A 14350-nucleotide genomic window follows, 5' to 3' on the forward strand; every position below is an offset into this window, starting at 1 on the left:
GCGGGACGGTGAGCTGCGTCTCTCGTCAGGAAAGTGTCCCGAATCGGGATTGGCGATCAGTGTGCGGAGGGAATACCAGGAGACGAAGGAGGAGCCCATGTCGCCCACTCAGGTAATCGTCATCGTGCTCGTCGTCCTGGTGCTCGTCGCGGCGGCCGCCGTGGCCGTGCGGCAGCTCGGCCGCCGTCGCGCGCTGCGCAGCAAGTTCGGGCCGGAGTACGACCGGGTGGTGGCGGAGCAGGACAGCCGGTCCGCCGCGGAGCGCGAACTGCGCGATCGGGAACGCCGGCACGCCGAGCTCTCGCTCACCCCGCTCAGCCCGGAGTCCCGGGCCCGCTACAGCGCCGCCTGGGAGGAACTCCAGGTCCGCTTCATCGATTCACCCGGCGAGACCGTCGGCGACGCGGACGAACTGGTCACCCGGCTCATCGAGGAGCAGGGCTACCCGACCGGCGACTTCTCCGACCAGATCGCCCACCTCTCCGTCGAGCACGCCCGCACGCTGAGCAACTACCGGGACGCGCACGACATCCACCTGCGCAACACCCGAGGCGAGGCCAGCACCGAGGAGCTCCGGCAGGCGGTCGTCCACTACCGGGCACTCTTCGCCGACCTGCTCGGCGAGGAACCGCTCGGGCAGCACACGCCCGACCAGCCCCACCACCCGGACCACGACGCCACGAGCCGCTGAGGAGGCCACCGATGCGCCAGGATGAGCAACAGGTGAGCAACGACCATCCGGAGGCCGTCCGGTCCGCACCCGTGCCGGTACCCCCGGCCGGTGACCGGACCAACCGCTCCGACGCCCCGGAGGACGCCCTCAACGAGCGGGACGCCCTCAACGAGCGGGACGCTGTCGACGAGCGGGACACCTTCGACGAGCAGACCACCGACCCGGACCGGACGAACGGCACCGAACGGGATGCCGCGTACGACCCGGTCGACGACGAGCGGGCCGACGACGTCGACCTGCGCCAGCGGCGGGACGACCGGTCCACCGACGAGGGCGGTTTCCACGAGCCGGGCCCGCTGCCGACGACGTTCGGCGCCACCACGGTGGCCGACGCGGTGGCCGCCTCCGCGCTGGCCAGCCCGCGCCCGCAGGACCAGCCGGACCCCCGCGCCGAGCGGACTGCCCAGCCGGGTGACGGCGCCGAGGACGGTGAGCGTGAGGGCCTGCGCGCCGACCCCACCGCCGAGCTGCACCGCCGCGACACTGATGTCGACGACGACGCGGACCTCGACGACCGCGCCGACGCGGACACCTCGTCGCGGACCTTCGTAGCGCCGGGGAGCACGGACGGCGCCCCCGAGCGGCGCGACGACCTGACCGGCGACCCGGACGTCACCGCCGGCTACGGCAGCGCCACGCCGGAAATGGTCGACCCCGACGCGGACGGCGAACCGGTCACCACCGACGGCACCAGCACCTCGCTGGAGTCCGCCGGGACGTCGCAGCCCGCCGGGTCGACCGTCGCGGCCGGGGCGGCCACGCTCCTGGACACGGACACCGCGCAGGGCTTCCGGGACCGCTGGCGGGACGTGCAGTTGCGCTTCGTCGACGATCCGCAGGCCGCGGCCGGCGAGGCGCAGTCGCTGGTGGAGGAGGCCATCCAGGCCCTTTCCTCGGCACTGGCCGCGCAGAAGACCACGCTGGGCGGGTGGCAGGACGCCGGCTCGGCCGACACCGAGCAACTGCGGATGGCGGTACGCAACTACCGGGACTTCCTGGACCGCGTACTGGGTCGCTGAGTCTCACGACCGACGACAGGGGGCGCTCCGGCCGGATGGCCGGGGCGCCCCTGTCGTCGGCAGCCTCTCGGACCGCCCGAACGGAGCCGAACACACCGGATCCCTCCAGGGGGATTGAAACCGCCCGTCCGGGGTAATACGGCGCGCGCGTACAGCCAGCGCGGACGTCGGCACGAGGGGTGACGGGATGGACGGCGACGGTCTCCGGCTCAACATGAACGGCCTGGACTACCTGATTCTGGCGCTGTACTTCGTCACCGTCCTCGGGGTCGGCTTCGCCGCTCGCCGGGCGATCCGGACCAGCGTCGACTTCTTCCTCTCCGGCCGCTCCCTCCCGGCCTGGGTGACCGGTCTCGCCTTCGTCTCGGCGAACCTGGGCGCGTTGGAGATCATCGGAATGGCCGCGAACGGGGCCCAGTACGGTGTGATGACGGTCCACTACTACTGGATCGGCGCCGTCCCGGCCATGGTCTTCCTGGGCATCGTGATGATGCCCTTCTACTACGGCTCCAAGGTCCGCAGCGTGCCGGAATACCTGCGGTTGCGGTTCAACCGCCCCACCCACCTGCTCAACGCGCTCAGCTTCGCCGTCGCCCAGGTGCTGATCGCCGGCGTCAACCTCTACGCGCTGGCCCTCGTCATGCAGGCGCTGCTCGGCTGGCCGCTCTGGACGGCGATCGTGGTCGGCGCGGCGATCGTGCTGGCGTACATCACCATCGGTGGCCTGTCCGGGGCGATCTACAACGAGGTGCTCCAGTTCTTCGTCATCCTGGCCGGTCTCATCCCGGTCACCGTGATCGGCCTGGTCAAGGTCGGCGGGTGGAACGGTCTGATGGACGCGGTCGGCGACACCAAACTCGGCGAGGCGGGCCTGCACGCGTGGCAGGACACCGGCAGCACCGCCAACCCGCTGGGCGCGCACTGGATCGGCATCGTCTTCGGCCTGGGCTTCGTCCTGTCGTTCGGCTACTGGACGACGAACTTCGCCGAGGTGCAGCGGGCCCTCTCGGCCAAGAACATGAGCGCCGCCCGGCGTACGCCGATCATCGCCGCGTACCCGAAGCTGTTCATCCCCCTGGTCACGATCATCCCCGGCCTGGTGGCCCTGGTGACGGTGAAGGGGCTCGGCGCGGAGAGCGGCGACCTCCAGTACAACAACGCCATCCCGCTGCTGATGCGCGACCTGCTCCCCAACGGCGTGCTCGGGGTCGCGGTCACCGGCCTGCTCGCCTCGTTCATGGCTGGCATGGCGGCCAACGTGAGTGGCTTCAACACCGTCTTCACCTACGACATCTGGCAGGCGTACATCCGCCGTGACCGGTCGGACGAGTACTACCTGCGCATCGGCCGGTGGGCGACGGTCGGCGCCGTGGTGATCGGGATCGGCACCGCGTTCATCGCGGCCGGGTTCAGCAACATCATGAACTACATCCAGGCGCTCTTCTCCGTCTTCAACGCGCCGCTGTTCGCCACCTTCATCATCGGCATGTTCTGGAAGCGGATGACCGCGCTGGCCGGCTTCTGGTCGCTGTTGCTGGGCACCCTGGTGTCGCTGAGCCTCTACCTGCTCTACAAGGGCGGAGTGATCGATTTCAACTCCGACCTGGAGGAGAGCTTCTGGGGCGCCGGCCTCGCCTTCGTCACGGCGGTGGTGGTCGCCGCGATCATCACCCCGCTCACCGCGCCCAAGCGGGACGAGGAACTGCGCGGGCTGGTCTACGGGATGGGCGGCATCGACCTGAAGGGCGACGTGCTCGCCGGCGACGCCGTCTGGTACCGCTCCCCCGTGCTCCTCGGCGTGATCGCGGTCGCGCTGGCCGCCCTCTTCTACATCCCGGTCTTCTAGGAAAGGGGTCGGCAGATGGACAACCACAGCCAGCCGGCACAGGACCCGCTGATCGACGAGTCGGAGGCGGAGCAACGGCGGTCCGCCGCAGCCCGGCTGTTCGACATCCGCCGGGTGATCGGTGGCCTCTTCGTGGCGTACGGGATCATCGTGACGTTGATCGGCATCTTCGACAGCCGGGCCGAGATCGACAAGGCCGAGGGTGTGCGGATCAACCTGTGGGCCGGGCTGTCGATGCTCGTCTTCGGCCTGCTCATGCTGCTCTGGCAGTGGCTGCGTCCCGCGGACCCGCCGGCCCCGAACGAGCAGTCCCCCGGGAGCTGACCCCTGGCCGCACGGCCTGACCGCACGGCATGCCGCACGGCCCGGCCTGACCGCCGGGCCGTGCGGCATGAGCGCGGCCCGAAGGGGTACGTGAGGGAATCCAGGCACCGTGTCGGACCCAGGAGGCAGCACCATGACCGATCGCGATCGCCAACCGCCGTTGGAGGACAGCCCGGAGGTGGCCTCGGCGGTGGATGATGACGCCACCGTGCCGCAGTTTCGCACCGGAGGTGGGCCCGACCAGGACACACCGGGCTTCGCCGAGCCCCGCAGCCGACCCGACGACCTCGCTCCGGACACCGACGAGCTGATCGGCGACCCGTACGCCGCCGGCACCGGGGCGACCGGGACGGGCACCGGCGCTGGCGGGGACAACATCCGCACCGGGAGCGAACAGCCCTGGGAGCCGGAGGACCTGGTGATGGCCCGCGGGCAGGACCTCACGCCGGAAAACCTGGAAAAGGCCCGCCGTGACCTGGCCGAGCAGGGCCGGGCGGCGATCGAGCGCACCGTGCCCTGATCGGGCAAGGGGGGTCCCCGGCCCGACCAGAACGGTCGGACCGGGGACCCGGGGGGAACCTGCCGCCGGCAGTGCCTCACCAACTGCCGGCGGCCGGTGGGTGTGAAGCGTTCCGGTCAGAGAGCCGGGTACGCGTTGCGCATGAGCTCCTGGAACTGGGCGGAGAACCACGCACCGGAGATCGGCGCGTCCGGCAGAGCCCCGGACGGGTTGTTGCCGTTGCGGGCGTTACCGCCGTAGGTCGGGTCGCACATCCGGTCGAAGCCCTTGCCCTCGTTGTTCGGGATCTCCTTGCTGGAGCCGTCCGACTCACCCGGCGGCTTCACCCAGACGTAGGCGTCGATGCCCGTAGCCGGGTTGGCCCGCGGCCGCTCGCCGAGGCCGGCGCCGGCCTGGTTGCACCAGTTGCCGAGGTGGGCCCGACGGTCGATGCGGCCTCCGTTGACGTACGTGTCGACGCTGGTCGTGGCGCCCGGCCCGGTGGGCCGCGCGGAGCCACCCCACCCGTTGCGGGAGGTGTCGATCAGCATGCCGATGTTGGAGTTGAAGCCGACCGAGACCAGCTTCGTGCGGAACGCCTGGGCGAAGGACAGCTCGTCGACGTAGAAGTTCCAGTCGACCCACTTGGACTGCCGCACCGTCTGACCGTTCACGTTGTCCGTGACCTTGAAGTAAGGCTCAGTCAGCGCCGAGTAGTTGGCGGTGTTGGTGATGAAGCCGTGCACGTTGTTGACAGTGCTGCCGGAGGCCACCGCGGCGGTCTTCAGGATGTCGGCGGTCGGGCCGAAGTTGGAGTCCCAACCGAGCCAGCCGTGGTGACCGGCGTCGATGTAGTTGTAGACGTTGCCGATCGCGCCCAGCTTGGCGAGGGCGTAGCCGACGCCGTTGACGTACGCGCCGTTGGCCTTGACCGTGTCGCACATGACAGTGCCGCCAGGCTGACCGGACGTGTTGGTGACCAGGTTCGGCAGCGAGTCGATCTCGATGACGTTGATGATCCGCAGGCTGCTGTACTTCGACTCACCCTGGATCGCGGCGATCGGGTCGATGTACTGGGCCTTGTACTTGGGCAGCTCGTCCGGGCCCAGCTCACCGTTGGAGGCGAGCGCGGAGCAGTCCCGGCCGGGCAGGTTGTAGATCACGAACTGGATGTAGCCGGCGCCCTGACGCAGCGCCTCGTCCAGGTGCTCACGCACACCGAAGGCGCCGTTGGAGCTGCTGTCCGGCGTGCCGTTGATCGCGGCGATCCGGTCCAGCCAGACGGCGGTGGGGTTGTTGGAGACCCGGCTTCCGCCGGCCTCGGCGTCCGCCTTGGCCTTCCACTCCGGGTTCACGTAGCCGCGCACCCCGGCATAGGGGTTGTCGACCTTGGTGCCGGGCGGCGGCGTGGTGGGCGGCGGGTCGGTGGGCGGAGGCGTGGTCGGCGGGGGCGTGGTCGGCGGGGTGGTGCCACCGTTGCAGACCACGCCGTTCAGGGTGAACGAGGTCGGCTTCGGGTTGCTGCCGCTCCACGCGCCGTTGAAGCCGATGCTCGTCGACGCGCCGGTGGCGAGGGTGCCGTTGTAGGACAGGCTCTTGGCGGTGACCTGGCTGCCGGACTGGGTGAACTCCGCCGACCAGCCCTGCTGCACGCGCTGGCTGGAGTTGGGGAAGGTCCAGCCCAGCGTCCAGCCGTTGAGCGGGTCACCGACGTTCTTGATGGTGACACTGGCGGTGAAGCCGCCGGGCCACTCGTTGCTCGTGTAGGCGATGTCGCACTGAGTCGCGGCCTGCGCCGCGGTGACCGGAATCGTCACCAACCCGCCGGCGACCAGGACACCCGCGCCGGCGAGCGCCATGGTCCGGCGTGGGCCGGACAGCCTTCTCCACACATTCATGCCACTGATCTCCTTGGGCGAGACCGGACCCGCGTACGGCCCGGCGAGACGGCCCGGCGGGCGTCCTGCACGGACGGCCTCCGGCGCCAACGGGATTCTTTGGGGGCGCCCGACCCGGACGGGCGATGGTGGTGGTGGTGCGCGGCCGATGCGTCGGCCGGTCGATCGGCGGCGGGACGTCGCCCGGTGAACCGGTGCCCTCGACTCCCAGCCTGCGCGGTGTGGCTCACCTAACCGCGTTGGACGATTCTCGCATGGGAGCGCTTCCATGGCAATGGCTCGATGCGTTGCGCGCGCCGGCCGCCCCTCGACCCGTTTCGGACGATACCCCCGAGTGCGCTCGGGCAGCACGTTGCCGACCGGAGCCGCCGCGACCGGGATGACCGGCGCGGGTCGGGCACGGGGAGGCTGGAACGCCGTGCGCCGCACGCAAGGGCGTCCCGCACCTGAGACGACACTGAGCGCGGCGAAAGCCGCGTAGCACCCCTTCACCTCTTACTTGGACCAAAGGTCAAAACGCGAATCTTTCACTTCATAAGTCATGAAACCGTCTAACGTCGGTCTTAGCTCGGTTGTCGCCGGGCACAGGACAACAGGGATGGAGTGACGCAGGTCATGGCTAAGAAGATGCTCGGGAAGGTCGTTGCGGGCGCCGCGCTCGGCGGTGCATCGCTCCTGGTGTTCGCGCCGGGGATCGCGTTCGCGGACGGCCACGACGACGCCAAGGACCGCGACGGCAAGGTCTACGCCAAGCCGCACGTCGTCAAGGCTGGCGAAGAGGTCAAGCTCCTCGAGATCTGCCCGGATCGGCAGGAGCACGCGTACGTGTGGTCCAAGGTCACCGGCAAGGTCAAGCTCAAGCCGGCCCACGAAGACCGGGGCGAGGACCGCGAGTGGCGCGAGGAGGAGAACTCCTCGGACCACGACAAGGGCAAGGACGAGCACGGCAAGGACGACAAGGGCAAGGACGAGCACGGCAAGGACGACAAGGGCAAGGACCACGAGGGCAAGGACGAAAACGGCAAGGACGAGCACGGCAAGGACGACAAGGGCAAGGACGACAAGGGCAAGGACCACGAGGGCAAGGACGAAAACGGCAAGGACAAGCCGCAGCCGCCCGCCGACGGCGCCCAGCCCGGTGGCCAGGGTGGCGGCGCTGCCGCCGACGCCTACGGCGACGAGGGCAGCAAGGACTGGAAGGGCGAGGAGCACGGCCAGGACGCGGACGACAGCCGCGACAAGAAGGACTGGGACTCCAAGGACGAAGGCAAGAAGGACTGGGAGTCCAAGGACGAGCACGGCTCGGACGAGTACGGCTCGGACAAGGGCTGGGAGTCCAAGGACGAGCACGGCTCCGGCGAGTACGGCTCCGACAAGGGCTGGGAGTCCAAGGACGAGCACGGCTCCGGCGAGTACGGCTCCGACAAGGGCTGGGAGTCCAAGGACGAGCACGGCTCCGGCGAGTACGGCTCCGACAAGGGCTGGGAGTCCAAGGACGAGCACGGCTCCGGCGAGTACGGCTCCGACAAGGGCTGGGAGTCCAAGGACGAGCACGGCTCCGGCGAATACGGCTCCGACAAGGGCTGGGAGTCCAAGGACGAGCACGGCGGTTACGGCTCGGAAGAGGGCCGTTCCGACGAGCGCGACTGGGACAAGGAGCGCGAGTTCGTCTACTACGGCGAGGCCAAGGTCGACAAGGACGCGAAGCCGGGTCGCTACGAGCTCAAGGGCTCGTGCGGCGAGGGTGAGCTCGTCGTGCTGCCGCACGGCGGTGTCGACGGTGGTGACGGTGGCGCCAGCACCGGCACCGACCGTGGCCTGGCCACCGGCGGGGCGGGCCTGCTCGGCGCTGCCGCGCTGGGCGGAATCGTGCTGATGCGTCGCCGGCGGACCGATGGTTCGCTCGTCTGACGTGACGACGACACGGGCCGGCGGCCGTCACGGGAGACCGTGGCGTGCCGCCGGCGCGGCCGTCGTCGTCACCATGGCCATGATCGGCGCCGGGATGATCGGCGCCAGTCTGAAGGACACACCCGCTCCCCGACCGCCGCAGCCGTTGGCTCAGGCCGGTCCCGAGGTCACCGGGTCGGCGAGCACCGCCGACGACGCCCCGCCGGTCGACGGGCAGCCGGTCGGAGACGCGCCGGCGGGACTGGCCCGTTCGGCGCCGACCAGCATCGAGATCCCCCGGATCGGTGTCGACGCGACGATCATGTCGTTGGGCACCAACCCGGACGGCACCGTCCAGGTTCCTCCGCTCGACCAGGCCGACAAGGCCGGTTGGTACGAGCCGGGTGCGAGTCCCGGCGAGACGGGCAACGCGGTCATCGTCGGGCATGTGGACTCGGCGGTGCTCGGTCCGGCCGTCTTCTTCGACCTCGGCGCGCTCACCCCCGGTGACACCGTCACCGTGCGCCGGGCCGACGGGGTGCCGGCCACCTTCACCGTCGACTCGGTGAAGTCGTACCCGAAGACAGCCTTCCCCACCGAGTTGGTGTACGGGCCCAGCGACCGGCCCGGCCTGCGGGTGGTCACCTGCGGCGGTCAGTTCGACGCGGCCGCCAAGAGCTACCCGGACAACATCGTCGTCTTCGCCAGCCTGGTGGCCTGAGCGGGAACGAAACGAAACGCGGTCCGGCCGGTCGGGGTCACCCGATCGGCCGGACCGCGTCCGGTGTGCCTGACTCAGGCGGCCGCGGAGGTCCGCACCAGGGTGCGGATCTGGCGCAGCAGCACCGAGAGGGCGGCGAGGTCCGCCCGCGACTCGTCGAACTCCCCCATCGCCCGTCGAGCGCGGTGGATCGAGGTGGCGTTCGACTGCTCCCACTGCTGCACCCGCTCGTGCGGCGGCAGGTCGCCCGGAGTGGAGTCGAGCACCTCAGCGGTGAGCGCGGCCAGCGCGGCGTACAGGTCGTAACGCAGCGCCATCCGGGCCAGCGTCTGCCAGCGGTCCTCCCGCGGCAGCAGGGAGATCTTCGACAGCAGCGAGTCCACCCGGAACAGGTCGGACAGCACGAAGTAGACCGAGGCCACCTCGCCGACGTCCCGTCCGCTGACGTTCGCGGTCTCCACCACGTCCATCAGACCGAAGCTGTACATCAGTCGGGTCGCCCGCTCGGCCAGCTCGCGGGGCAGCCCACGCTCGGTCATCGAGTCCATGTGCGAGGCGATGCCCTGCCGCTCGTCGCCGTAGAACAGGTCCTCGAGACCCGGGAGCAGTCGGGTCACCCCGTCCCGCAGCCGGGCGATCTCGGCCGGCACGTCGATCGGCGAGCGGCGGTTGGAGACCAGCCACCGCACCGCCCGGTCGAGCAGCCGGCGGGTGTCCAGGTAGACGCTGGTCTGCAACTCGGGTGCGACCTTGTTGTCCAGCGCCTCCACCGCGTCCCACAGGTCCCGCAGGCCGAACACCTCGCTGACCACCACGTACGCACGGATCACGTCCGCCGCGCTGGCCGCGGTTTCCTCGACCACCCGGAAGATGAACGAGATGCCACCCCGGTTGATCGCCTCGTTGACGAGCACTGTGGTGACGATGTCCCGGCGCAGCCGGTGCCGGCCCATCCGGTCGGCGAACCGTTCGCGCATCGGCGTCGGGAAGTAGTTGACCAGGACCTCGGTCGTCCACTCCTCGTCGGCCAGCCCCTCGGTGAGGATCTCCCGCTCCAGGACGATCTTCACGTACGCGAGCAGCACCGCGAACTCCGGCGCGGTCAGGCCCGATTCGCTGCGGACCGCCAGCTCCTCGTCCGGAGGAAGCGCCTCCAGCGCCCGGTCCAACCCGCCCGACCGCTCCAACTCGTTGATCATCCGGCGGTGCACCGGCAGCAGCGAGGCGGCCTGGGCCTGGGCGTTGTTGATCGCCCGCGCCTGGTCGTAGTTGTCCCTCAGCACCAGCTCGGCGACCTCGTCGGTCATCCCGGCCAGCAGCTCGTCCCGCTCGGCCGTGGTCAACTCGCCGTCGGCCACCGCGGTGTTCAGCAGGATCTTGATGTTCACCTCGTGGTCGGAGGTGTCCACCCCGGCCGCGTTGTCGATGAAGTCCGTGTAGATCCGGCCACCGGTCAACGCGTACTCGATCCGGCCGAGCTGGGTCCAGCCCAGGTTGCCGCCCTCGCCCGCCACCCGGCAGCGCAGGCTGCGCCCGTCCACCCGGATCGCGTCGTTGGACTTGTCGCCCACCTCGGCGTTGGTCTGGGTGGACGCCTTGACGTAGGTGCCGATGCCGCCGTTCCAGAAGAGATCCACCGGGGCGGTCACGATCGCCTTCATCAACTCCTGCGGCGACAGCTGCGTGACGTCGTCTTCCAGGCCGATCGCCGCCCGGACCTGCGGCGTGATCGGGATGGACTTGGCGGTACGCGGGAAGATGCCGCCGCCTGCCGAGATCAGCTCCGGGTTGTAGTCCTCCCACGACGAGCGGGGCAGATCGAACAGCCGCCGCCGCTCCGCGTACGAGGTGGCCGCGTCCGGGTCCGGGTCGAGGAAGATGTGCCGGTGGTCGAAGGCGGCCACCAGCCGGATGTGCTCGGAGAGCAGCATCCCGTTGCCGAACACGTCGCCGGACATGTCGCCGACGCCGACCACAGTGAAGTCCTGGGTCTGGGTGTCCAGGCCCAGCTCCCGGAAGTGCCGCTTGACCGACTCCCAGGCGCCCCGGGCGGTGATGCCCATCTTCTTGTGGTCGTAGCCCGCCGAACCGCCGGAGGCGAACGCGTCGCCCATCCAGAAGTTGTGGGTCTTGGAGATCTCGTTGGCGACGTCGGAGAACGTCGCCGTGCCCTTGTCGGCGGCCACCACCAGGTACGGGTCGTCGCCGTCGTGCCGGACCACGTCCACGGGAGGCACGATCTGCCCGCTGACGATGTTGTCGGTGACGTCCAGCATCGCGCCGACGAACTCCTGGTAGCAGGCGACCGCCTCGTCCCGGTCACCCGGCTTCTGCTTCAGCACGAAGCCGCCCTTGGCACCCACCGGCACGATCACGGTGTTCTTCACCATCTGCGCCTTGACCAGGCCGAGCACCTCGGTCCGGAAGTCCTCCCGACGGTCGGACCAGCGCAACCCGCCCCGGGCCACCGGCCCGAACCGCAGGTGCACACCCTCGAAGCGGGGCGAGTAGACGAAGATCTCGAACTTCGGTCGCGGCGCCGGCAGGTCCGGAATGGCCTGCGGGTCGAGCTTGAACGCCACGTACGCCTTCGGCCGCCCGTCGGCGCGCTTCTGGTAGAAGCTGGTCCGCAGGGTCGCCTCGATCAACGTCAGGTACGAGCGCAGGATCCGATCCTGGTCGAGGCTGGCCACGTCGTCCAGCGCCTCCCGGATCATCTCCACCAGCTCACCGCTGCGCTGCTGCCGCTGCTCGGTCGTCTGCTCGCCCGGCGCGAACCGGGTCTCGAACAGATCCACCAGCAACGCGGCGATCTTCGGGTACGCGACGAAGGTCTGCTCCATGTAGTCCTGCGAGAAGACCGTGCCGGCCTGTCGCAGGTACTTCGCGTACGCCCGCAGCACCACCACCTGCCGCCAGGTCAGCCCGCCGCGCAGCACCAGCTCGTTGAACCGGTCCACCTCGGCCTCGCCGCGCCACGCCGCCGCGAAGGCGTTCTCCACGTGTGGGCGCACCTCGGACAGCTCGTGGTGCCCCTCGGGCAGCAGGAGGCCGAAGTCGTACAGGTAGACCCGACCGTCGATCCGGTCCACCTCGTACGGGTGCTCGTCGACCACCCGTACGCCGAGTGAGTGCAGCACCGGCAGCACGGCGGAGAGCATCATCGGTTCGCCGTACCGGTAGACCTTGAACCGGACGTCCATGGCCTCGGCGAGGTCCGCACCGGGCACCCGGGTGCCCGGCCGGGGCGCGAGCTGCTTGCGGAACAGGTGCATCTCCAGCTGGCCGGGCTCCTCCAGCAGCTCCAGCTTCGCCAGGTCCTTCATCGCCTCGTACGGCGTGTGCCCGTCCTTGTAGCCCTCCGGGAACGCGTCGGCGTACCGGGTGAACAGGTGCTTGGCCTGCTCGTCGCCGAGCTTGCGCTCCAGCACCAGCCGGTAGTCGTCGTCCCAGAGCCGGGTCGCGTCGGCAAGCTCCTCGGCCAACAGGTCGGCGTCGATGTCGCCGGGCGGACGGGTCGGGTCGGTGCGGACGATGAAATGCACCCGGGCCAGCATCGACTCGGTGACCCGGGTGGTGTAGTCCACCCCGACACCGTTCAGCTCGCGCAGCAGGATGTCCTGCATGCGAAGGCGGTTCTGCGTGGTGAACCGGTCCCGGGGCAGGTAGATCAGGCAGGAGATGAACCGCCCGTACGCGTCCCGGCGTAGGAAGACCCGCAGCTGCCGGCGGCCCGCCATCCGCAGCACACCGACCACCGCGTGGTACAGGTCGTCGGTCTTGATCTGGAACAGCTCGTCGCGCGGGTACGTCTCCAGAATCTGGATCAGATCCTTGCCGGAGTGGCTGCGCTGACTCAGGCCGGAGCGGTCCAGCACCTCGGCGACCTTGCGGCGTACGACCGGCAGCTCGCGGACACTGGTCCGGTACGCGGCCGTGGAGAACAGGCCCAGGAACCGCCGCTCGCCGATCACCGCGCCGTCCGAGTTGAAGATCTTGAAGCCGATGTAGTCGAGGTAGGCCGAGCGGTGCACGGTGGCCCGCGAGTTGGCCTTGGTGATGATGAGAAGGCGCTTCTCCAGCACCTTCTCGTGCGCCTCGGGCGTCATCGACGACAACGACCGCGCGTCCGGCGAGTCCGAGCGCAGGATGCCCAGCCCGGTGCCGAGCACCGCCTCCAACGCCTTGCCGTCGACCGGGTCGGTGGCGTCACTCCCGGGGGCGTCCACCAGTCGGTACTCGCGGTAGCCGAGGAAGGTGAAGTGGTCGTGGGCGAGCCACCGCAGCAGCTCTACCGAGTCCGTGATGTCCTTCTCCGGCACCGGTGGGCGATTGTCCGAGGTGCGGGCCGAGGCGAGCTCGTCGGCGAGCGCGAGGGCCCGCTGACGCATCTTCGGCCAGTCCTCGACAGCCTCCCGCACATCGGTGAGCACCCGCTGCAACTCGCGACGCAGCCGGTCCCGCTCGGCCGCGTCCCGGACCGGGTCGATCTCGATCCGCATCCAGCTCTCGATGATGTCGCCGGAGATCGCGTCATCCGGCTCCACGTCCGCGGAGACCTCGGTGAGCCGCCCCAGCGGCTCACGCCGGACCACCACGAGCGGGTGCACCAGCAGGTGCACGTCGAGGTGGTACGAGTTGAGCAGCGCGGTGACCGAGTCGACCAGGAACGGCATGTCGTCAGTGACGATCTCGACGACGGTGTGGTGCTGGTCCGCGTGCGGTTCGTGGATCCGCAGCTTCAACTCGCCGGGAACCCGCTGCTGGGCGAGGTCCCGGTGTGCCCGGGCCGCGTCGAGCATCTCCTCTGCCGTGAAACCGACCAGTTCCTCGTCCGGGGCGAACCGCCAGAAACGGCCGACAAGTGTCGCCGCGTCGTGGTCGTCCCCGGCGAGCGCGACAGCCTGGGCCACCAGGCGCTCCGCGTTGGGAACTGGTTCGTCGAGCTCGGCGTCCTCCACGTCGTCGGCCAACGCCTCGGTCGGCAGGCCCAGATCGTAGATGGTGTCGATGCTCGACCCGGTCAGCCCGGTGACCCCCGTGTCGAGCCGGCCGTAGCCGTCCCCGTCGGTAGCCGAATCGAAGCTGTCGTCGTCCCGGCCGGAGTCATCCTGCCGGAGGTCGGGTTCCGGTTTGATCGCCGGACGCCGGTCCATCGGTGCCACTCCCCTCGACCCACCGCGTTGTGGGTCACTCTGCCGCCCAGCCTAGGCCCTGCCGTTCTTCGCCTTCGTCGGCGGACCACTGGCCAGACGTCCGGATCGGGACTTTGTCCTTTCACCCGTTGCGGGTCCGAGGTTGGCCGGCTGCGGGATACCCCGCCACGCGATGTTCATCACACGGGCGCGGCCCTCTTTACCCACGCTCGCGCGCCCACGGGACGTTGGGGACGGCGTCGGCGTACTACCGTGCGAGGGCAG

9 protein-coding genes are annotated in these 14350 nt (G+C 69.7%); 7 read left to right on the top strand and 2 right to left on the bottom strand.

The window, feature by feature from the left end; genetic code table 11:
* Positions 1–97 precede the first annotated feature (97 nt).
* The 5 genes from AC3CF1_RS13545 (at position 98) to AC3CF1_RS13565 (ending at position 4442) form a co-directional block, all read left to right on the top strand.
* Positions 98–691, top strand: a complete 594-nt coding sequence (locus AC3CF1_RS13545; RefSeq protein ID WP_099848125.1) for a hypothetical protein — start codon at positions 98–100, stop codon at positions 689–691.
* Between the two features lie 11 nt (positions 692–702).
* A complete protein-coding gene (locus tag AC3CF1_RS13550; RefSeq protein WP_488450591.1) occupies positions 703–1752 on the top strand; it encodes a hypothetical protein in 1050 nt (349 codons plus the stop codon).
* Between the two features lie 187 nt (positions 1753–1939).
* A complete protein-coding gene (locus AC3CF1_RS13555) occupies positions 1940–3598 on the top strand; it encodes a sodium:solute symporter family protein (protein WP_088949869.1) in 1659 nt (552 codons plus the stop codon).
* Positions 3599–3613: 15 nt separating this feature from the next.
* Positions 3614–3922 carry a hypothetical protein gene (locus AC3CF1_RS13560; protein WP_488450592.1) on the top strand — a complete coding sequence of 103 codons (309 nt, stop codon included), beginning with the start codon at positions 3614–3616 and terminating at the stop codon, positions 3920–3922.
* A 133-nt stretch (positions 3923–4055) separates the two neighbouring features.
* A complete protein-coding gene (locus AC3CF1_RS13565; RefSeq protein WP_354982305.1) occupies positions 4056–4442 on the top strand; it encodes a hypothetical protein in 387 nt (128 codons plus the stop codon).
* Between the two features lie 116 nt (positions 4443–4558).
* Here the strand turns inward: AC3CF1_RS13565 and AC3CF1_RS13570 are convergent, their stop codons facing one another.
* Positions 4559–6319 carry a glycoside hydrolase family 6 protein gene (locus tag AC3CF1_RS13570; RefSeq protein WP_328381429.1) on the bottom strand — a complete coding sequence of 587 codons (1761 nt, stop codon included), beginning with the start codon at positions 6317–6319 and terminating at the stop codon, positions 4559–4561.
* 615 nt (positions 6320–6934) lie between these two features.
* On the opposite strand from AC3CF1_RS13570, the gene AC3CF1_RS13575 reads away from it, so the two are divergent.
* Both AC3CF1_RS13575 and AC3CF1_RS13580 read left to right on the top strand, forming a co-directional pair.
* Complete coding sequence (locus AC3CF1_RS13575; RefSeq protein ID WP_488450593.1) at positions 6935–8230, top strand: hypothetical protein; 1296 nt, start codon at positions 6935–6937, stop codon at positions 8228–8230.
* 1 nt (position 8231) lies between these two features.
* Positions 8232–8930, top strand: a complete 699-nt coding sequence (locus tag AC3CF1_RS13580; RefSeq protein ID WP_354982307.1) for a class F sortase — start codon at positions 8232–8234, stop codon at positions 8928–8930.
* A gap of 74 nt (positions 8931–9004) precedes the next feature.
* Here AC3CF1_RS13580 and AC3CF1_RS13585 read toward each other — a convergent pair whose 3' ends face one another.
* Positions 9005–14086 (bottom strand): NAD-glutamate dehydrogenase, encoded by a 5082-nt coding sequence (locus AC3CF1_RS13585; RefSeq protein ID WP_488450594.1) that lies wholly within the window; start codon positions 14084–14086, stop codon positions 9005–9007.
* Positions 14087–14350: the final 264 nt, after the last annotated feature.

This window comes from Micromonospora sp. MGP-C2 (assembly GCF_057766525.1).